Here is a 19,968-nt window from a genome sequence, read left to right as displayed (position 1 = left end):
GGATTGGACGGCCTGCGCTGCGAGCCGCAGGACCGGACAAGCGACAACCCAAAGCTTCCTGTTTCGCGCGGTCGACGTGGCCGCGCGATTTTTATGAGGTGCTACGACTTCTCAGCCACGTCTTCCTACGATCCGGATCAGCGTCCGCTGTAAATAGCCTGATTCACGATGTTTTCCATCAGCTCCTGATGGCCGCTGGCATGCTGCGGATTCAGACCGCGCGCCAACGCATCCGTCGCCAGCGTGGAGAGCGAATAGTCGCCGGACAGGATCTTGCGGCCGAACTCCGCTTCCCAGCCTGCATATCGTTGACGCTTGAATTGATCCAGGCGATCGTTTTCGATCAGCACCGCGGCGCGTTCGACAGCGAGCGCGAGGTTATCGATTGCCCCAATGTGGCCGTAGAACAGGTCTTCCGGATCGACACTTTGCCGCCGTACTTTCGAGTCGAAGTTCATGCCGCCCGTTGTGAAGCCGCCATGTTTGAGAATTTCGTAGAAGGCGAGCGTCAGCTCTTCCACACTATTTGGGAACTGATCGGTATCCCAGCCGTTTTGCGGGTCGCCGCGATTCGCGTCGACGCTGCCGAAAATATCCAGCGCATAGGCCGTCGCGATCTCGTGATGAAACGAATGACCCGCGAGCGTCGCATGATTAGCCTCGATGTTTACCCGAATCTCTTTCTCGAGTCCGTGTTGCAGCAGGAAGCCGTGTACGGTCGCGACATCGTAATCGTATTGATGCTTGGTCGGCTCCTGTGGCTTGGGTTCAATCAGCAGCGAGCCTTTGAAGCCGATCTTGTGCGCGTGATCGACGACCATATGCAGAAAACGGGCGAGCTGATCACGTTCGCGCACCAGATCGGTATTGAGCAACGTATCGTAACCTTCACGTCCACCCCACAAGACATAGTTGTCGCCGCCGAGTCTTTGCGTCGCATCGAGAGCATGGCGCACCTGCGTCGCCGCAAATGCGAACACCTCTGGATCAGGATTGGTGGCCGCGCCCGCCGCGTAACGGGGATGCGAGAATAGATTGGCGGTGCCCCACAGCAACTTGATGCCGCTGTCCTCCTGCTTGCGCGCCAGATAGTCGGCAATATGCAGGAAGTTTTCGCTGTATTCCTTCAGGTTCGACCCTTCGGGTGCGACGTCGGTGTCGTGAAACGTGTAGTACGGCGTGCCGAGCTTCGAGAAGAACTCGAATGCGGAATCCGCCTTTTGCCGTGCCCGCTCCATGGCATCGCCGGCTTGCTGCCAAGGGCGGCGAAACGTTCCGTGCCCGAAAATATCCACGCCCGGCCAGACGAACGTGTGCCAGTAGCACACGGCAATACGCAGATGTTCTTCGAGGGTTTTGCCGAGTACCTTTTTACTTTTATCGTAGTGGCGGTACGCAAGCGGATTATCCGATTGCGGGCCCTCGTAGCGGATCTCGGGAATGTGTTCGAAGTAAGACATCTGCGTCTCCAGTTATGTTGCACCGCAACCCGTGCGACGTCGTCGCGCCGGTCGACAAGGTGACGCCATGCTGCCGCTTGCAAGATGCATCGGCAATTGCGAAATTGCGCAGCGTGCTTGATGTTTCTTACCGCCCGCCATTTTGTTTCGCACCAGGGCGTGATTCGAGGCCTAGAATAACCAGACGCTTAAAACCGGTGCCGCGCTAAACGGGCACCCAACGCCGCTTACCGCCATGACCCGTCCGCAAACACCACAGACGACCCATCGGATCGCACTGCTGTTCAACGCGAACAAGGTCTACGATCGCGAGATCATCACCGGCATTGGTAATTACCTGCTGTCCACGCGTGTGGCGTGGGACCTCTTTCTCGAAGAAGACTTTCGCTGCCGGCTAACGGGCATTGAACGCTTCGACGGCGACGGCATCATTGCGGATTTCGACGATCCCGCCGTGGGCGAAGCGTTGCGCGATTGTCCATTGCCCGTGGTTGCCGTGGGTTCGTCGTTCGAAGATCCTGCGCACTACCCTCCGGATTTACCCTATATCGCCACCGACAACAGCAAGCTCATCTCGCTCGCCTATACGCATCTGATCGGCGCGGGTCTCCAGCACTTCGCGTTGTACAGCCTGCCGCAGGCACAGGAAAACCGCTGGGCGCAACAGCGCGAACTCGCGTTTGCTCATTTGCGCAGTGCGGATGGCCGCAGCGCCGCGCAGATCGCCAGCGAGATGTATCGCGGCCTGTCGACCAGCGCGCCGTCATGGAATCAGGCGACCGAGCAGCTCACCGCATGGCTGCGGGATCTACCGAAGCCGGTCGGCATCATTGCCGTGACCGATGCTCGTGCTAGGCATCTGCTCCAGGCGTGTTTGATTGCCGGAATTCCCGTGCCGGAGGAAGTCGCGATCATCGGCATCGACAACGATCCGTTGACACGCACGTTGACGCGAATTCCATTGTCTTCGGTGATTCAGGGCACTGAGGAAATGGGCCGCACCGCGGCTCACCTGTTGCATCAAATGCTGCATGGCGCGCGCTTTCCGGGGCGGCGCATTCTCGTGCCGCCGGTCGGCATCAACGTGCTCGAGTCGACCAGGCACCAACCGCTTGCAAGTCCTTACGTGATGCGGGCTCGCCACTTTATTCGCCAATACGCGTGCCAGGGTATTCGCACCGAACAGGTCGCCGACTATGTGGGCGTGTCGCGTTCGTCGCTCGAAGAGTACTTCAGGCGCGAGCGGCAGTGCACCGTGCATCAGGAAATCCTGCGCCATAAACTCGATGTGGCGAAGGCGCTATTGGCGAAGCGCGATGCGTCGAGCGCGGAAGTGGCGATCCGTTGCGGCTTCACGTCACTGCAATACATGTATGCGGTGTTTCGCCGTGAACTCGGTTGCACACCGCGCGAGTACCAGGAGCGGGTGAATTCGACACCGGCGCCGGGCTGAGCATGCCTATTCTCTTTTCTTCTCACCAACGACATGATCAGCATTGCACAACTTTCTTCTGAGCCGTGGGGCACATTGCGCGGCGGCGACGCCGTCCGTCTCTTCACGCTGCGTAACGCGCACGGCATGAAAGTCGCCATCAGCGATCTTGGCGCGACGCTGGTGTCCTGGCATGCGCCGGATCGTGCCGGCGTACTCGGCGATATCCTGCTCGGTCACGACACGCCCGCCGAGTATGTAGCGGCCAACACCTATATGGGCGGACTGATAGGACGCTGGGCGAACCGCATCGCCAATGCGCGCTTCACGCTCGACGGTATCGAATACACGCTCGACCGGAATAACGGCACGAACCTGTTACATGGTGGCACGAGCGGGTTTCATCGCGCGCTATGGGATGTGAGCGAGGACAACGGCGCGCTGCTCATGCGTCTGGAGTCGCCCGAAGGCGACGCCGGTTTTCCGGGCAATGTGACAACGCAAGTGCGCTACTCGCTCGACGACGACGGCACGCTGACCATCGCCTATGAAGCCGTCACGGATGCGGCTACGCCGCTCAATCTGACGAGCCATCCGTACTTCAACCTCACAGGCCGCGCGGGCGCGGACATTCGTGGTCATATGCTGTCGATCGATGCCGACCGGTTCTTCGAAGTCGACACCGACTTGATTCCGTGCAAGCTGGCCGAGGTGGCGGGCAACGCCTTCGATTTTCGGCAGAGCGCACCGATCGGTGCGCGGCTCGAATGGCCGCACGCACAGTTGGCGACGGCCGGCGGATTCGATCATTGCTACGTGCTGCGCGATACGCGTGAGTTCGGCACGAATAGCGGCACGCCGGCCATGCGCCAGGTTGCCCGCGCCTACGACCCTGCCAGCGGACGTGAATTGACCGTGTCGACCGATCAACGCGGCTTACAGTTCTATAGCGGCAATTCGCTGAATGGCGATGTGGGACGCGGCGGCATTGCGTATCAACCGCACGCGGGCTTTTGTCTCGAAGCAGGCGGATTTCCGAATCAGGTCAACATGGCCGAACAGGACGAGGTGATCGTGCGCGCAGGCGACACCTATCGGCAGGTCACCGCCTACCGAGTGGATGTACGCCAGGGCGTGTAAAAACGTTTACTCAAATATTACGGCGGACATTACATCACGCCGACTTGTTGTTTGCCGCAACACTGAATTACCGCGTTAGTGGTTTCCCCTGGAGCACTCGCTTCCTAGAATCCGTGCATGGTGCCGAAGATTGGTGCGGCGCCCCAAAAAAATTCTCGGAGGGAAGCATCATGAAATCGCTCATCAAGGCAGTGGCGCTAGTCGTCGTGCTGGCCGCCCCGCTGGCGTCGTTCGCGCAATCCGAGCAACCGCTCACGCGTGCCGAGGTCAAGGCGCAATTGAAGCAGCTCGAACAGGCCGGCTACAACCCCGCGGTCGCAACCGACTCCACCTATCCCGCCGACATTCAGGCGGCCGAAGCCCGCGTTTCCGCGCAGAACAATGCGGCTACCGGATACGGTCCCTCCACGACAGGCTCGTCCGAAACCGGCTCTGGCGTTCCCGCCGGCAATCCGAATCTGCAGGGTCAATAGCGCTTCATCGTCGCGCATTCGATGCGAGGCATGCTTCATGTCATGCGCTCGCATTAGTACGTTCACCAGCGTATTGTCAGAAAATCCTTTGACGAAAATAATGGCTCGGCTATCCTAGGACGGCAGTTCGGTGGTTCTCACCGTGCATGCATGTGCATTATCGAGAACTTCTACTCAACGTCGCTTCGGGTTCAATCGTGAAAGTCCGTGGTCCATTGGTGAGATACCAGCGCGGTCGGGAAAGAACGATCCTGTTCGGCTGTCCGATCGCTCATCAGGGAAGTCACTGCGCTTCGCCATCCCGCCCCCTGTCTATCGACACGGTATTGTCGCGTCGCTCCGTACGCCGGCATAACGTCGTTGCAGCACCCTCCGCCATTCCTGTGCGCACCGACGAGATCGCGTCGCTTCTGCCCTAGTCCCCTTCTCCTTTCGCGGACCCGTGTTGCGTGCGAGGGGCCGTTCGTTTAGCGCTCGCGCCTGCAACGTCGTCCGTTCATGCCCGGCAAGCTCGCTTGCCGGCGCTTATCCGCTTTCTTTTTAGCTCTGCTGTGCGCTTGCGCCGCGGCAGGCGACGCCACGTCTCTTGTCGTCGTTAGCATTCGTTGCGGATTGCGCGAATCGAGAAGGAAGGCACGCGCACGCCCGTACCGCGGTGAAAACTGAAGATCGATATCAAGGAGATTGCAGAATGAAGACTCGTCACGCCACGCTGCTTTCGCTTGCCGGCACGATGCTGTGCTCGCTGACCGCTTTGACCGCAATGAACGCCGCGCGCGCTGCGGACACATCGCTGAATGTCTATAACTGGTCGGACTACATTGGCAAGGACACGATTGCCAACTTCGAAAAGCAATCCGGCATTAACGTGAAATACGACAGTTACGACAGCGACGACACGTTGCAGGCCAAACTGCTTGCGGGCAGTTCCGGCTATGACATCGTGGTGCCGACATCGAGTTATATGGCGCGGCAGATCGAAGCCGGCATCTATCAGAAGATCGACAAGTCGAAGATGCCGAACCTCGCCCACCTCGATCCTGGCTTGATGAAACTGATTGCCGACGCGGACCCCGGCAATCAATACGGCGTGCCGTGGGCGTGGGGCACCGACGGTATCGGCTACAACGTGCAAGCGGTGAAGAAAGCGCTTGGAGGCGAAGCGCCTGTGGATAGCTGGTCGCTGTTATTCGACCCGGCGAATCTCGCGAAGGTGAAAAGCTGCGGGGTGTCGTTTCTCGACTCGGCCGCCGACGTCTTCCCCGCCGTGCTGCAGTACATGCATAAGGATCCGAATAGCACTAATCCCGGCGACTACCAGGCCGCATATGAGGTGCTGAAGAAAGTCCGGCCTTATATCACCCAATTCAATTCGTCCGGCTATATCAACGATCTGGCAAACAACGACATCTGCGTGGCGTTCGGCTTTTCCGGCGACGTGGGGATTGCACGGCGACGCGCATCGGAAGCCAGACGCTCGTATGAGGTGCGGTTCTCGAACATCAAGGACGCGGGCCTCGTCTGGATGGACGTGATGGTGATACCCAAAGATGCACCGCACCCCGAAGCGGCGATGAAGTGGATGAACTACATCGAAGATCCGAAAGTGAGTGCGGAGATTACGAACGAAGTGTTCTATCCGACTGCGAATCGCGCAGCGCGGCAGTACGTGACGCCGGCGATCGAGCAGGATGCGAATGTGTATCCGCCTGAAGCCGTGCTGAACAAGATGACGTTGATGCGGCCACAGCCTGCGCCGATCATGCGGCTCGAGAACCGGCTTTGGGCCCAATTGAAGTCAGGCAGTTGAGTGACTGAGTGCCTGGCGATTGTGTTTTGAATCGCTCTTTGCGCTATTGCTATCGGGCGACATTCTTTTGGGCGTGGCGCGGGCAGTGGGTGCCCGCGCTGCGCTTCTTTTCCGTTGCGTTCTCTTTATTCCTCCATTCGAGACTTTATGAGTATTCTGAACATCGTGGATTTTTCAGCGCCTGCCAAGGAAAGCACCGAGTACATGCCGAAGGCAGAAACTGTGCTGGCCGGTGATCCTTGCCAGACCGTTCATACGCATTTCGCCAGCCCGTGCGGACAGCTTGCGGCGGGAATATGGGAAGGGGCTTGCGGTCAGTGGGCCGTGAATTTCACCGAAAGCGAGTACTGCGAGATTCTCGAAGGCGTGTCGGTCATTCGGGACGCGAATGGAACCGCGAAAACCGTGCGAGCGGGGGACCGGTTTCTGATTACCGCAGGATTTCAGGGAACCTGGGAGGTTGTCGAGACGTGCAAGAAGGTCTTTGTTTCGGTCGAGTTCAAAGGCTAGATTGTATGGCCGCTTCGAGGCGGCTGATGAAGGAGGCGCGCTCGCCACTAAGCCATGTTGTCAGGCGTTGCCGATTGGCACGCCGAGCGGATCGGCAACGATCCGATCACGCCCAGCCTCTTTTGCCTGATACAACAGACGATCGGCGTGCCTGAAAAGACGGCCCACGTCGCGCGATTCGCAGGCTGACGCGAGCGCGACGCCAAAGCTTGCGGTGATAGTGAAAGCATCGCCGCCGTTGCAAGGGATTCGGGTCTCGCTGATCTTGCGACGCAAGCGATCCGCTATCGCAAGCGCCTCTGCTGCATCGTGCACGCGGCTGAGTACCGCAAACTCTTCCCCACCCCATCTCGCGACGACATCCGAATCCCGGCAGGTTTCACGGCAAAGACGGGCGACGAGTTGCAACGCGTGATCGCCTGTGGCGTGACCGTAAGTATCGTTGATCCTCTTGAAGTGGTCGATGTCGAACATGATCAGCGCGAGTTCCGGTTCGGCCGCATTCCGTTCGGCACAGCTCACGCGCGCCCTGCTTTCGAACGCGCGGCGATTGAGCAGGTGGGTCAGGAAATCGGTTTCCGCCATGGCTTTCAGTTCATGGATCAGACGGCCTCGCTCGCGTTCGAGCTGCTGCCGCTCGACGCTGTTCGCTTTCAGCACGCCGATTGCATTGAACATGGCCTTGATCTCACCCCGATAGCGCGCTGCCGGGATTTCCGCGGTGAGGTCGCCGTTTGCTATCGCGCCAATTACATGCGTTGCGTCGAGGAGCGGTCGAATCACGCGTCTTCTGAATAACGTCGCGATCGAAAGCAGTATCGCCAACAGCAGAAATACGGAGAGGGCGCTGGCCGCGAGTAGCATCAAGGCATTGCTACGGTGTTGACGGATCTCCGTGTCAGCAAGATCCAACACCTGGTCGCGGAACGCCGTAACCGGCCGCATCAGCGGCACGTAGTGATCCGCCAGCTGCGCGGGAGATATGCCGGCGCCGCCCGGCCGGCTCGCGAGGCGGCGAACCTCTGCGATATAGGCAATGCCCTCCCCGAAATACTGCTGATTCATTTTGTCGAACGCCGTTGATTCCAGCGCCGACCGGTCCCGGACATGCGCATCGATCAGTTCACGCAACTGGTCGACTCTCCCCTGCGTCCGCTCGATGGCGAGCTGATCGTCTTCACCGAGCGCTCTGCGCGCCGTCAGGGTCGCCGTAAAGTGTGAGCCGAGTTGGCCAGCCGCTTCCCGCAGATCCGCGGTCAGCGTGGCAAGGATCAGGCAATTCAACGCACGCGTATCGCCCTTGACCACATTTGCGGCCAACGCGTCGATCGCGGGCGCAAACTGTGGAATGACCTTGATCATCCCGTCCACTGCACTCGACACCGCACGCTCCCGCCGTTGTGCCAACGGCAGACGGATGAGCGCATCGACATTCACCCGTGCGGCTGCGAGCTCGTCGCGTGCTTCCCTGATATGCGCAAGCTCCACGGCACATGCTGGACAGTGGCCGGACTGAAGCATCTCGATCAACTTCTCGATCGCGGCATCACTCTCCTCGCGCGCGAGACGCAGCTTCGCACTTCTCGCGTCAGGAGTCGGTAAGTCTTCGCCCAGCACGCTGTTCGTCGGGCCGCGCTCAGCCGAGACGCGCTCGATTGCCTGCAATCCGGCGCGATAGCTCTGGAACGCGTAGAGGGCGTCGTCAGCGACAATATACGAGTGCCACTCGTGCACAACCAGCCTGCCACACAAAACCAGGACCGGAAGGAGTGCGACTGCGACACTGAGACTAAAACGCCTGTCTATGGACATGGCGGAGAATGCATTCCTGATCATGGAAACTTGCGCAAGACGTCGCGCGTCAAAAAGAAGAGAGATACCCCAAGAGCCGGCGCACACGTATGCGGTCACCTCCACGTACGTTGCAGCCGCCTGCGCGAAGCGACATTGCTCAGTATTCCACCGCTTCGCTCATGATGGCGGTCACCAACCGCTGGCGTGCCGACCGATAGGCCACACTGTCCGGTCCGTGACTCACCGCCGCCGCAATCAGGGCTCGCTGCGCGGTCGGATCCGACAGTTCCCTCGGCAGAATGGACTCCGTTTCACTAAAGAACCTGGAGAATGGACAAACCTGACACGCCGAGTCGAGCGGCGCCGGCGCAGCCGCTGCAACGACTCCGATCGCGGGCGGCGTCGTCACGATGTCAAACAGCCTGCCAAAAGCGCGCGGGTCCTCGCAGATCAGATGCAGGCGTTCTTCCCAGATCAACAACGTAGCCAGTTTCCCCAACGCACTTTTCGCGCTCAGAGAGCGCGGCAACTGGGGCCGGTTATGCATCCATGCCGTCAACTGCTGCGGGGGCATGGGGCGCGCAATCGCATAGCCTTGAGCGACGTCGGCACCGAGAATGACGATGGCTTCCAGCATGCCCGCATCTTCAATCCCTTCCACGACCACCGATTTACCCAACGAGCGGCCAAGCCTTGTCAACTGATAGACGAAACGCAACACGTTAGAAGCATCCTGACCCGCAACACTCACGATACTGCGGTCGATCTTGATCCAGTCAAAGGGCAATTCACGCAACCGATTCAGGCTGCTGTGCCCGGACCCCAGATCGTCTTCGGCCAGGTTGATGCCGAGCAACTTGAATTTCGCCAGTTCGCCGCACACATCCATACCGGATGGAAGTGCATCCGTTTCCAGAATTTCGAGGGTTAGCATGTCCGGGCAGCAAACGTATTCCGTCAAGGCCTGCCGGGTGGCTTCGAAATAGCGGTTGTCACCCAACGCACTGGACGGCAGATTCACCGACACCTTCAACTCGAAACCCGCCTGGAGCCAGCGATTGCGCTGCGACAGCACCTGTGCCAAGCCCCGGACGTAAAGATCGAGGAAATCATCCGAGGACAGCGCCGGGAAAAACTCACCAGGCGTCAGAACCTTATCACCGTCGCGCAGTCGAGCCAGCGCTTCGACTTTGGTCACCTGCCCGGTTTTGAGGTCCAATAGCGGCTGATAGTACATTTCCAGCGCATCCGATCTGAGCAGCGCCGCCCAATGCTGTCGCGTCGCATAAGGGACCGCCTGGGTCCGCCCTTCCTGATTCTCGATCCGCGCAATCGCGAGCCCCAAAAGAGTTTGCAATGGCGTGATGAAGGCCATCTGGTCCGCTGCCGAATACCCGCCGGGAAACGCGCTATAGAGCAAAAGAATGGCTTTAGGAGCATGCCCGGGTTGACGTAAAGGAATCGCCACGCTGGAGCGGAAATTCTCCTGCATTGCCAGTGTCTTCCACGGCGCCATCAGGGGATCCGTCGCAAAGTTGATGCTTCGCTCCACGTTCCCGCTACGCCAGGCGCGCCCGACTGGGCCCTGGCCTTGAGGCAGGTCGCCATTCGAGATCGGCCGTTGGGTCGAGTTCTCCATATCGGCAAGGTACCGCTCCATGGTTTTGCCTGACACCGACTCGAAGCGAAAAATTCCCTGACTATCGGGTCGCCCAACGGAGCAGCCCGCGACCTCGTCGTGTTCGCCGAGGATCTGAACAACCCGGCCGATTAGATCCGTGTAACTCTCCACTTCCCACGCCAGCCGGGTCACGCGTAACAGCACGTCCTGACGCGAAGTCTGCAGACGCTGGTAGGCCTCCGTTTGCCAGGCCAGATCCTGCGTCAATCGCCTTCCCAGTACCGCCAGCGCCCTGCCGTGCAGTGTCGTATCGAGTGTGTCGTGAATCGCAGCGGAAAGAATGCCCCGGCTGCGAATCAGGTCTTCCCACTCCAACCCGACAATGGCGTGGATACGTCCGACTCGCAACGCCATTGCACGATGATCGATTGCGGTCAGCTCCGGTGACGCGAGCGCGTACAGATTCTGGATCTGTTGCGTCTTGAGATGCTGAAGTTCCCGCTCCGACAGCGCCGCAAGCGTGTGCTCCGACTTGGGCAGGCGAATCAGTCCATCATAGAATCGCTTGACGATATCGGCGGCATTGTGCCGCAACACCTCCGTCAGCGAGGTGAGCGACGACGCCCATGCCTGGCTGTACAGATGTGAACCGTCGTCCATCAGGTCGTTCTCAGGCGTTGCGTCGGAAACCTCTTTCGACATGGCCATGGAAGCTCCGGGGTGTAGGCTTTCTTGCATATTGTTTGCAGCGCGTCGCGCAGTCCGTGCGGGCATGAGTGCCGGTGGCATCAAGGCGGGCTTCGCGATGCATCGAGATGCGCCGGAACCCCACTGCGCGCCTGAGCGGCGAAGCACACGCCGGCACCACGCTATGCATCCAGCCGGAACATGGAAACGGCAGCCTTCAGATCGTCTGCCTGCATCTCCAGCGAACTGGCTGCCGCCGCGGCTTCTTCGACCAGTGCCGCGTTCTGCTGCGTAACCTGATCCATCTGCGTAACAGCCTCATTGACCTCGCCGATGCCCTTGCTCTGTTCCTGCGAAGAAGCTGCGATTTCACTCATGAGATCCGTCACACGCTTCACCTCCTGCGTAATCCTGTCCATGGCTTCGCCGGCTTCCTGCGCGTAGCCGGCACCGGTGCGCACCCGCTGCACGGAATCAAGAATGAGTTCCCTGATCTCTTTCGACGCGGTCGACGAACGCTGCGCGAGCGAGCGCACCTCGGAGGCGACCACCGCAAAGCCTCTGCCCTGCTCGCCGGCACGCGCCGCCTCCACCGCCGCGTTCAAGGCGAGGATATTCGTCTGGAATGCGATGCTTTCGATCATGCCGACAATATCGGCAATCTTGTCGGAACTGGCGTTGATCCCGTCCATGGTTTCCACCACGCGCGTTACCACGACACCGCCCTGTTCGGCCACCTTGACCGCCTGAGCAGCGAGATGATTAGCCTCGCTCGCATTCTCGGCGTTCTGAGTAACCGTGGAAATGAGTTGTTCCATGCTGGCTGCTGTTTGCTCCAGGGCCGCGGCCTGCTCCTCTGTGCGCTGCGACAGGTCCTGATTACCGACTGCAATCTGATGCGAAGCCGTCGCGATCGAATCGGCAGAAACCTTGATCGCGCCGATCGTTCGCGTGAGTTGCTCCTGCATGCTCTTCATCGAAAATAGCAGGCTCGATTGATCATCCCGATTCGTTTTGACCACTGCGGTCAGGTCATTGCTCGCAATCTGGTTAGCGAGTTCGGCCGCGTAGGATGGTTCTCCGCCCATCGCGCGCAGGATGCCGCGATTGAACAGCACCACGACAGTCGACAAAGCGCCGACTAGCACCAGCATGATTCCAAGGCTGCGATACAACATTGAACGGAACGCCGCGTCGATGTCGTCGACATAGACTCCTGTCGTGAGAATCCAGCCCCACGGCTGATAGCTCACGTTGTACGAAATTTTAGGAGAGGCCGCGGTCGAGCCCGGCCGCGGAAATGCGTACTCGTTGAACCCTTTGCCGTCGCGCTTGACGGCATCCACCGCGGCGCGAAAAACATACACGCCGTTCGGGTCCCTGTAGTTGCTCGCGTCCTTGCCGTTCAACTCTGGCCGTGTCGGATGCATCAGCACTGTTGCTTGCGAATTGATGATCGCGAAATAGCCTTCGTCGCCATACCGGATAGCACGGACCTTATCCATGGCCTGTTTCCTGGCTTCCGTCTCGGACAATGATCCCGCCGCTACCGCATCACCATATGTCTTGACGATGCTAAGGGCGATATCCGAAGCGTGGACCAGATCCATTTTTCGATCATCCAACTGCCCCTCCCTCTCTTCGTAGGCGTTGTAGATCGACATGCCGGCAAGACATGACAGGCTCAGAACGAGCGGGAGCCAGAGCTTCTGGGAGAAGGACAACTTCATACGTTAACAAACCTCTCAAATTGACCACGACGATCAGACAGTGCGGCATCCCCACAGCTTGCTAACGGCCTCAGGATCGATATCTTTAGAGAAATTCAACTTAAATATAATGTTCGGTCTACCAATTATTATCGACAAGACTGATTGACGTTTATTCAATCTCCCGCCGCAAACTGCACCAGCACTCACGGAACAATTCAATCCCGGCTAGCAGGCGCACCGCTGCACGATAGGCAACTCGCAACGCCGGTGCGAACACACTTCGCATAGCACGTTCGCAACCTCGTCAGCCGAGCCCTCGATATGGATGCATCTGTTCCGCAGAATCATGTTGATTGTCTTACGCTCGCTTTCGCGCAGTCCTGCAGACTCGTCAGCCAGTAGTTCATCTAACAGCGCGTAAAGGCGATTGATCGCTGAACCCAACGCGGACGTGATGGGCCATGCATTCATCAAGTAGCACAGCGGCAGCACCGCGCGTCTCTCGCACCACTTGTCGAACAACGTCAGACAATGGTCATCCGCTGACCGCATGCACAAACACCATCGATCACGCATAAGAAAGTGCGCCTGCAAGTGGGCGGGTCATATGAGTTGAAATAGCAAAAGTCTGATGAATGCACGCCCGTTCATGCGATGCTTTAGATCGTTGGTTTAAGGTCCCTACCAAGATACCGGTTCATATCGCCACACTTGGCCCATTGGCGGCCCGGCAAACCTTCTCGTTTGACTTTAGTCAACTTCATGCGCTGTACCGGTAAGCGCTTAAAGTCGAGCGGGGAATATGATCGGTTCAGGACACAGTTTTGCCAGCATGTCAGGTTCACGGAGAAACCTGCGCGGATGGGACATGCAGCCGTGAGCCGAATCGGCGTTTTCGGCTCGCCCTTGCAACGTTGGCTAATGACTACATTTAGATTGAGACAGCCAATCGACGCGACGTAGGCCACGGTGTGGATGGCCAGGCATCGCCGGCACGACTGACGCAAACGCGCTGGCGCATCCAACTGCGAATAAACACCCCCCTCGCCATTTCGTTGACGAAAGGGTCATGCACCGCCAATCAAAACTACGCCACGCGCGCGGCTCACCCGGTACTCATCATTCATGGACCACGAACTCCTCATCGCCCTTGGCAAGCAATCTTTCGCTAGCGAGCGCCCCAATCATTGTGCTCAATGCGGAATCCGCGACCTGTGTCTTGGGAGTGGGCTTGACTCGCATCAGATGTCGAGTCTCGCCGACGTGGTCGTCGAAAGAAGGCGCGTACAACAAGGCAAGGTTCTCTATGAGCAAGGATCCCCGTTCACGCATGTCTTCGCGATTGCGAGCGGTTCGTCAAAAGCCGTGGTGCGATCCGTCGACGGGCGTCTTCAGATCGCGGCGCTTGCACTGAGAGGTGATGTGGTTGGTTTTCTCGGCGCTGCCTCCGGGGCACAACCCGTTACGGTGGTTGCCCTTGAGAATTCGGTCTTCTGTGTTATCCCTTACCGGCACCTGTTGCGGCGTATCTCCCAGAACCAGCTGGTTGGCACCCAGTTTCAACGTCTCGTCGCGCGCGTCATGCAACAACGGCAGGCGGCGTTCCTGTCCACCGCGAGCGCCAATGCCGAACGGCGTGTGTGTGGTTTCCTCCTCTGGTTCTCGGACCAGCTTGCCGCGCGCAAACAGCATTTCACCGAGTTTTCGCTTCCCCTCAGTCGGACCGATATTGCTGATTTTGTCGGCCTGCGACTGGAAACCGTGAGCAGGGCATTCACCCGCCTTTGCGATCTGAATCTCATCGAGGCCAAGGGCCGGCATATCCGCATCCCGGACGTGCAGCTTTTGCGGAGATGGTTTTCAGAGTCGCGTTGAATGCCTGCGCACGATCGTACAACGGCCCTATGGTGGGCTTATCCAAGCCAGCCCTTGATGGTTGCTGTCATGACATGGGTCGAGATGCCGTAGCGATCATGCAAGGTCGGCAACGCGCCGGCAGCGAGAAACTCGTCGGGCAGCGCGATCTGACGGTACATCGGCGTGACGCCGGCCGTGAGCAGCGTGGTCGCGACCGCCTCTCCGAGACCGCCGATTACCGAGTGATTTTCGGCGACCACCACCATGCGCCCCGTACGCCGGGCTTCGCGCAAGATCGTCTCAGTATCGAGCGGCTTGATGGTCGGCACATGCAACACCGCGACGCCGACATTGTCCACTTCCAGCGCCTTCGCGACTTCCAGCGAGCGCATGGTCATAATGCCCGAAGAAATAATCAGCACCTCCGCGCCGTCGCGAAGCAGCTTCGCCTTGCCCAGCTCGAACTGATAGTCGTACTCATCGAGCACGGCCGGAACGTTGCCACGCAGCAGGCGCGCATACACCGGGCCGTTATGCGCCGCGATCGCCGGCACCATCTGTTCGGTATCGAGCGCGTCGCACGGGTCGATGACCGTCATGTTCGGCATCGCACGCATCAGGGCGAGATCCTCTGCCGCCTGATGGCTCGGTCCATAGCCGGTCGTGAGGCCAGGCAGCGCGCAGATGATCTTTACGTCGAGGTTGTCCTCAGCAATGGCCTGGTGCATGAAGTCATACGCGCGACGGGTCGCGAATACGGCATACGTCGTCACGAACGGCTGGGCGCCCTCATGTGCCATACCGGCGGCCGCACCCATCAGCAACTGCTCGGCCATGCCCATCTGGTAGTAACGTTCAGGGAATTCCTTGCCGAAGATGTGCAAGTCCGTGTACTTGCCGAGGTCGGCAGTCATGCCAACGACATTCTTCTTCTCCCGAGCCAACTGGGCTAATGCATGGCCAAACGGAGCGGAACGCGTGACCTGTCCCTCGCCGGCGATCGATGCAATCATCGCCGAAGTCTTCAGACGCGGTTTTTGGGTAGTGGTGTCGCTCATGCTTGTCTCCCTGCTTCGAGTGCTGCGAGCGCCAGTTGCCACTCGTGGGCATCGACGCGGATAAAGTGGTTCTTTTCCCGTTCTTCGAGGAACGGCACTCCGCAGCCCATGCGGGTATCGCAAACGATAATCCGCGGCTGCTCTTTCGGATGATTGCGTGCAGCATCGAAGGCCGCCTTCACTGCGTCGATGTCGTTGCCGTCCACCCGCTGCGTGAACCAGCCAAATGCTTCGAGCTTCTCGACGAGCGGCTCGAATGCCATGATCTTCGAAGAAGGACCGTCGGCTTGCTGGTTGTTGACGTCGACCATGGCGATCAGGTTGTCCAGCTTCCAGTGAGCGGCCGACATCAAGCCCTCCCAGATCGCGCCTTCGTCGAGTTCGCCGTCGGAGAAAAGCGTGTAGACGAAGGCGTTGGAGCCTTTGCGCTTCAAGCCCAGGCAGCGGCCCACCGCGATCGTGAGACCGTGGCCGAGCGAACCGCCTGACATCTCCATGCCGGGTGTGTAGCTCGCCATTCCGGACATGGGCAACCGGCTGTCGTCGCTACCGTAGGTTTCGAGTTCTTCCGGTGGCAGGAAGCCGGCTTCGAAAAGCGCGGCGTAAAGCGCGATTGCATAGTGCCCATTGGACAAGAGGAAGCGATCGCGGCCCTCCCAGTCGGGGTTGTCGGGCTGGTAGCGCATCGCGCCAAAGTAGGCAACCGCGAGTACATCGGCGATATCGAGCGCCTGGCCGATATAGCCCTGGCCCTGTACTTCGCCCATCAGCAAGGCGTTTCTGCGAATCCGGTAGGCGCGCTCGGTGAGCGTCACCCCATCTGATGACGAACTGTTCATGGTGTCTCCTTGATTCAAAAAAGTGAGTCTTTGCAGCGGCCGGTGTCAGCGATTGACGGTTTTGGCTGGCACGAGGAAAACAAGCCCGGCACCGATGACGATGGCGACGGAGATGAAGATGAGCCCAGCCGTCGATTTACCGGTCAGATCGTTCAACCAGCCCACGATGGCCGGCGAGAAGAAGCCGGCGAGATTGGCGAAACAGTTCACTGCCGCGATACCCGCCGCGGCGGACATGCCACCAAGGAGCGCGGTCGGCAGTGACCAGAACTGTGAAGACGAAGCGAGAATGCCGGCTGCGGCAACACTGACACACACCAGCGATGCGCCGACTCCGCCCAGCATCGGAAGCGTTGCAAAGCCAGCTGCCGATACGAGCATCGGGATCGCAAGATGCAGACGGCGCTCGCGATGGCGGTCAGCACTCGCTCCCACCAGCGGCAGCGCAATGATGGCGCACAGGTACGGAATGGCTGTAAAGACGCCCACCCACAGCGGATCGGCTACGCCGGATTTGCGGATGATCGTCGGCAGCCAGAATGTGAGCCCATATTGACCGAGCACTACGCAGAAGTAGATGGAGGCCATCAACCACAGACGACGATCGCCGATGAATGACCTGATCGACACATGCGCGATCTTGTGTGCGTTGTCGTTGGCCACGTTTCGTGCAAGGAGTGCTTTCTCCGCATCGGTGAGCCACTTCGCGGCGGCGATACCGTTGTCGAGGTAGAGCAGAATGGCGACGCCAAGGAGCAGCGACGGCAGGGCTTCGAGGATGAACAGCCACTTCCAGCCAGCCAGTCCATGCACCCCCTGGAACGCATGCAGGATGTAACCGGACAGCGGCCCGCCGACAATGCCGGCCAGCGGAATCGCCATGAAAAAGAGTGAGAGTGCCTTTGCGCGCCGTGCCGAAGGAAACCAGTACGTCAGATACAGAATGACGCCTGGCGCGAACCCCGCCTCGGCCACGCCCAACATGAAGCGGAGAACATAGAACGTGGTGGGCGATTTGACGAAGACGAACGAGGCGGAGATCACAGCCCAGGTCAGCATGATGCGGGCGAGCCAGTTTCGTGCGCCCACTTTGTGCAACATGAGATTACTCGGTACTTCGAAGAGAAAATAGCCGAGAAAGAAAATACCGGCGCCAAGGCCGTACACGGTTTCGCTAAATCGCAGGTCGTTGAGCATCTGCAGTTTTGCAAAGCCCACGTTGACACGATCGAGATAAGCGCCCAGATAGCAGAGCATCAGGAACGGTATCAGGCGCCGTCCGACTTTCGCATACGTTTTTGATTCGAAGCTCGCCGAGTCGGCGAGCGTCGTGACATCGCCCGCCATTGACGGCGCGGTTGCCTTCGTTTTCATGGTTGTCTCCTGTCGGCCAGAGTTAGCGCTTTAGCGCTTACTTCTGGCCCCATGCAAGATGTTTGCGGACATATCGCCCCGGGTTTTTACCGCCGGGTGCATTGACCCATCTGCCGCAGTCGCGACAGATGTCGTACTCAATGGATCAGCATTCCGCCGTTGACGTCGAGCGTGATGCCAGTGAGGTAAGTCGACAAGCCGCTTGAGAGGAACAGGCAGGCGTTCGCGACGTCCGCGGCATCGCCGAGCCGGCCGAGCGGAATGCCCTTGATGACGTCGGCGCGCATCTCCGTCGTAAGCTTGTCGCCGGTGATGTCGGTCTGAATGAGACCTGGCGTGATCGAGTTGACGCGGATGTTGTCCGGGCCGAGTTCACGTGCCATCGCGCGAGCGAGACCGAGCACGCCGGCTTTGGCCGCGCTGTAGTGCGGCCCGCCGAAGATGCCACCGCCGCGTTGCGCGGAAACGGATGACATGCAGACGATGCTGCCGCTCTTTTGCGCCCGCATTTGCGGGATGACCGCTTGCGACATATAGAGTGTGCCGCGCAGGTTCACGTCGATGACGGCATCGAAATTGTCAGCGCCGATGTCCATCGTCTTCAAAGGCTGCGTGATGCCTGCGTTATTGATCAATCCATCTACACGACCGTACTTCTCGATGACGGCCGTGGCGGCAGCAACACATGCGGCTTTGTCGGTCACGTCACAGGCGAGGCCGAGGTGGTCCTCGCCGAGTTCACGCGCGGCACTCTCGGCGTCTTCCTTGCGAAGGTCCAGAATCACCACGCGCGCGCCTTGGGCAGCAAGCGCTTTTGCGGTCGCCTTGCCAATACCGCGCGGCGAGGCTGCACCGGTTACGATTACTACTTTGCTGTCGAGCAACATGTTTGTCTCCATCGATCACGTTAGTTGGTAGACGCAGTTTCAGTGCTTCGACCATCTCGATCAATGCAGTTCGGCTCAACTATTGCTGAAGAATTTTCAGGTGTCGCTGCGACCCTCTGGCATCACGCTGGGGTGCCGCCGCCCCGCTTGGCGTCGCCTGGCGCTACACGGCGGCGCGGCTGGTCTCCTGCTCGACCCAGGCCAAAAATTTGGCCACGCGCGGCAAATCCACGCTCCGAGCAGGGTAAACGAGGTGATGAGCTCCGACTTCGACTGCATACGTGCGATCGAAGACCGGTATGAGCGAACCTCGTTTGAGATGGACGGACGCGAGCATCGTGCTTTCGAGCGCGATGCCGTGTCCCAATGCCGCGGCCTCAAGGGACATGTACGAGCGGTCGAACGCGAAATCGTATGCCTTGTGCGACACCGCGACGCCGAATTTGCCGAACCATTGCTTCCACTGCACGAGAGGCGTTTCCGAGAAGATCAGGCGCCGTTCGAGCAGATCCTCAGGGGTACGCACAGGGTGTCGTTTGAGGTACTCCTCCGAGGCAAGCGGCGCGATGAACTCGTTACGTAGCGTTTTGATCTCGCCATCGGTCCAATGCGCGTAGCCATGCCTTATGTCGAGATCATAGTGGCCCGAGGTGAACGACACGTCCTCGTACGAGCACGCGAGATTCAACTGAATGTCGCCGTTCGCTTCCTGAAACAAGGCCAGCCGCGGCAGCAGCCACATCAGCCCGAAGCTGGGACTCGAGTGAATGCGAAGAATCTCGACACCCGATTGACTCGATGCCCGCTCGGTTGCGCGGCTCAGGTCGGCGAGCGATCCGGTGACATCCGCCAGATATTGCTGCCCCGTTGGCGTCAGCACCAGTCCTCGCCCCAGTCTTGTGAACAAGGGCCTTCCCACAATGGATTCGAGGTTGGCAATTTGATGGCTCACTGCCGACGGTGTTAACCCTAGTTCGTCAGCCGCCCGATTGACGCTCTTTGTTCGAGCGACACTCTCGAACGCGACGATAGCTTTTAGTGGAGGGATGCGCATTGTTTTTGGGTGAAGGGGTGCAAACCGTCTTGCTTCAGCATATTCTGCCGCGCTTCTGGCGATTCCAGAAATCTCGCGCATTCGAGAGGTAAAGGCAAGCAGTGGTTCGGCTGACTGGCGATCGTCGATGGGCGCAGTCTTTTCGCGTGGATTCGCCCAGGGCCGGGTTTATCTCAGGATATCAAGCGTGCGCGGTCGCTCGCTGAACGCTGACCCGCTTCTTCATGTTTTTTTGCCCGCCATTTCGACCTTCAGAAGCC

At 59.2% G+C, this 19,968-nt stretch carries 16 protein-coding genes; 7 read left to right on the top strand and 9 right to left on the bottom strand.

Translation table 11 applies throughout. The annotated features are described in order from the left end of the window. Positions 1 to 137 precede the first annotated feature (137 nt). Positions 138 to 1,460 carry a xylose isomerase gene (gene xylA / locus P0D70_RS26215; RefSeq protein WP_408186599.1) on the bottom strand — a complete coding sequence of 441 codons (1,323 nt, stop codon included), beginning with the start codon at positions 1,458 to 1,460 and terminating at the stop codon, positions 138 to 140. A 235-nt stretch (positions 1,461 to 1,695) separates the two neighbouring features. Between xylA and P0D70_RS26210 the strand changes: the two genes are divergently transcribed. From P0D70_RS26210 to P0D70_RS26185, 6 genes are all read left to right on the top strand, one after another. Next, positions 1,696 to 2,913, top strand: coding sequence for a XylR family transcriptional regulator (locus P0D70_RS26210; protein WP_408186598.1), 1,218 nt, complete (start codon positions 1,696 to 1,698; stop codon positions 2,911 to 2,913). Positions 2,914 to 2,946: 33 nt separating this feature from the next. Beyond that, positions 2,947 to 4,032, top strand: a complete 1,086-nt coding sequence (locus tag P0D70_RS26205) for an aldose epimerase family protein (RefSeq protein ID WP_408186597.1) — start codon at positions 2,947 to 2,949, stop codon at positions 4,030 to 4,032. Positions 4,033 to 4,202: 170 nt separating this feature from the next. After that, on the top strand, positions 4,203 to 4,505 hold the full coding sequence (locus tag P0D70_RS26200; protein WP_408186596.1) for a DUF4148 domain-containing protein: 303 nt from the start codon (positions 4,203 to 4,205) through the stop codon (positions 4,503 to 4,505). 197 nt (positions 4,506 to 4,702) lie between these two features. Further along, a complete protein-coding gene (locus P0D70_RS26195) occupies positions 4,703 to 4,924 on the top strand; it encodes a hypothetical protein (protein ID WP_091808973.1) in 222 nt (73 codons plus the stop codon). A 314-nt stretch (positions 4,925 to 5,238) separates the two neighbouring features. Then, positions 5,239 to 6,315, top strand: a complete 1,077-nt coding sequence (locus P0D70_RS26190; protein ID WP_408186613.1) for a polyamine ABC transporter substrate-binding protein — start codon at positions 5,239 to 5,241, stop codon at positions 6,313 to 6,315. A 147-nt stretch (positions 6,316 to 6,462) separates the two neighbouring features. Further along, entirely contained in the window at positions 6,463 to 6,825 is a 363-nt protein-coding gene (locus P0D70_RS26185) for a cupin domain-containing protein (protein WP_408186595.1), read from the top strand. A gap of 60 nt (positions 6,826 to 6,885) precedes the next feature. On the opposite strand, the gene P0D70_RS26180 is transcribed toward P0D70_RS26185, so the two are convergent. The 3 genes from P0D70_RS26180 to P0D70_RS26170 form a co-directional block, all read right to left on the bottom strand. Next, positions 6,886 to 8,736, bottom strand: coding sequence for a GGDEF domain-containing protein (locus tag P0D70_RS26180; protein ID WP_408186594.1), 1,851 nt, complete (start codon positions 8,734 to 8,736; stop codon positions 6,886 to 6,888). A 40-nt stretch (positions 8,737 to 8,776) separates the two neighbouring features. After that, the gene (locus tag P0D70_RS26175) at positions 8,777 to 10,948 is read right to left on the bottom strand and encodes an EAL domain-containing protein (protein WP_408186593.1); all 2,172 of its coding nucleotides are present in this window, start codon (positions 10,946 to 10,948) and stop codon (positions 8,777 to 8,779) included. Positions 10,949 to 11,109: 161 nt separating this feature from the next. Beyond that, on the bottom strand, positions 11,110 to 12,657 hold the full coding sequence (locus tag P0D70_RS26170; protein ID WP_408186592.1) for a methyl-accepting chemotaxis protein: 1,548 nt from the start codon (positions 12,655 to 12,657) through the stop codon (positions 11,110 to 11,112). Positions 12,658 to 13,764: 1,107 nt separating this feature from the next. Between P0D70_RS26170 and P0D70_RS26165 the strand changes: the two genes are divergently transcribed. Next, the gene (locus P0D70_RS26165; RefSeq protein ID WP_408186591.1) at positions 13,765 to 14,514 is read left to right on the top strand and encodes a Crp/Fnr family transcriptional regulator; all 750 of its coding nucleotides are present in this window, start codon (positions 13,765 to 13,767) and stop codon (positions 14,512 to 14,514) included. A gap of 38 nt (positions 14,515 to 14,552) precedes the next feature. Here the strand turns inward: P0D70_RS26165 and P0D70_RS26160 are convergent, their stop codons facing one another. The 5 genes from P0D70_RS26160 to P0D70_RS26140 all read right to left on the bottom strand — a co-directional run bounded on the left by P0D70_RS26160 (position 14,553) and on the right by P0D70_RS26140 (position 19,708). After that, on the bottom strand, positions 14,553 to 15,554 hold the full coding sequence (locus tag P0D70_RS26160; protein ID WP_408186590.1) for a transketolase family protein: 1,002 nt from the start codon (positions 15,552 to 15,554) through the stop codon (positions 14,553 to 14,555). Further along, positions 15,551 to 16,393, bottom strand: a complete 843-nt coding sequence (locus P0D70_RS26155; RefSeq protein ID WP_408186589.1) for a transketolase — start codon at positions 16,391 to 16,393, stop codon at positions 15,551 to 15,553. Before P0D70_RS26155 ends, P0D70_RS26160 begins: the two co-directional genes overlap by 4 nt. A 45-nt stretch (positions 16,394 to 16,438) precedes the next feature. Beyond that, the gene (locus tag P0D70_RS26150; protein ID WP_091804387.1) at positions 16,439 to 17,767 is read right to left on the bottom strand and encodes an MFS transporter; all 1,329 of its coding nucleotides are present in this window, start codon (positions 17,765 to 17,767) and stop codon (positions 16,439 to 16,441) included. 137 nt (positions 17,768 to 17,904) lie between these two features. Next, complete coding sequence (locus P0D70_RS26145) at positions 17,905 to 18,654, bottom strand: SDR family NAD(P)-dependent oxidoreductase (protein ID WP_408186588.1); 750 nt, start codon at positions 18,652 to 18,654, stop codon at positions 17,905 to 17,907. A gap of 163 nt (positions 18,655 to 18,817) precedes the next feature. Then, on the bottom strand, positions 18,818 to 19,708 hold the full coding sequence (locus P0D70_RS26140; RefSeq protein ID WP_091804393.1) for a LysR substrate-binding domain-containing protein: 891 nt from the start codon (positions 19,706 to 19,708) through the stop codon (positions 18,818 to 18,820). Between the last annotated feature and the right edge of the window lie 260 nt (positions 19,709 to 19,968).

Source organism: Paraburkholderia sp. RL17-381-BIF-C, assembly GCF_046026435.1.
GTDB lineage: Bacteria > Pseudomonadota > Gammaproteobacteria > Burkholderiales > Burkholderiaceae > Paraburkholderia.
Note: the sequence above shows the minus strand (reverse complement) of the source record. Positions and strands in the feature narration are given on the sequence as shown.

Excerpts from the sequence above, each read along its gene's own strand:
- P0D70_RS26185 (WP_408186595.1), top strand. The coding sequence starts at position 6,463 with ATGAGTATTCTGAACATCGTGGATTTTTCAGCGCCTGCCAAGGAAAGC.
- P0D70_RS26145 (WP_408186588.1), bottom strand. The coding sequence starts at position 18,654 with ATGTTGCTCGACAGCAAAGTAGTAATCGTAACCGGTGCAGCCTCGCCG.
- P0D70_RS26150 (WP_091804387.1), bottom strand. The coding sequence starts at position 17,767 with ATGAAAACGAAGGCAACCGCGCCGTCAATGGCGGGCGATGTCACGACG.
- P0D70_RS26175 (WP_408186593.1), bottom strand. The coding sequence starts at position 10,948 with ATGGCCATGTCGAAAGAGGTTTCCGACGCAACGCCTGAGAACGACCTG.
- P0D70_RS26190 (WP_408186613.1), top strand. The coding sequence starts at position 5,239 with ATGCTGTGCTCGCTGACCGCTTTGACCGCAATGAACGCCGCGCGCGCT.
- P0D70_RS26165 (WP_408186591.1), top strand. The coding sequence starts at position 13,765 with ATGGACCACGAACTCCTCATCGCCCTTGGCAAGCAATCTTTCGCTAGC.
- P0D70_RS26160 (WP_408186590.1), bottom strand. The coding sequence starts at position 15,554 with ATGAGCGACACCACTACCCAAAAACCGCGTCTGAAGACTTCGGCGATG.
- P0D70_RS26140 (WP_091804393.1), bottom strand. The coding sequence starts at position 19,708 with ATGCGCATCCCTCCACTAAAAGCTATCGTCGCGTTCGAGAGTGTCGCT.
- P0D70_RS26200 (WP_408186596.1), top strand. The coding sequence starts at position 4,203 with ATGAAATCGCTCATCAAGGCAGTGGCGCTAGTCGTCGTGCTGGCCGCC.
- P0D70_RS26205 (WP_408186597.1), top strand. The coding sequence starts at position 2,947 with ATGATCAGCATTGCACAACTTTCTTCTGAGCCGTGGGGCACATTGCGC.
- P0D70_RS26155 (WP_408186589.1), bottom strand. The coding sequence starts at position 16,393 with ATGAACAGTTCGTCATCAGATGGGGTGACGCTCACCGAGCGCGCCTAC.
- P0D70_RS26210 (WP_408186598.1), top strand. The coding sequence starts at position 1,696 with ATGACCCGTCCGCAAACACCACAGACGACCCATCGGATCGCACTGCTG.
- xylA (WP_408186599.1), bottom strand. The coding sequence starts at position 1,460 with ATGTCTTACTTCGAACACATTCCCGAGATCCGCTACGAGGGCCCGCAA.
- P0D70_RS26170 (WP_408186592.1), bottom strand. The coding sequence starts at position 12,657 with ATGAAGTTGTCCTTCTCCCAGAAGCTCTGGCTCCCGCTCGTTCTGAGC.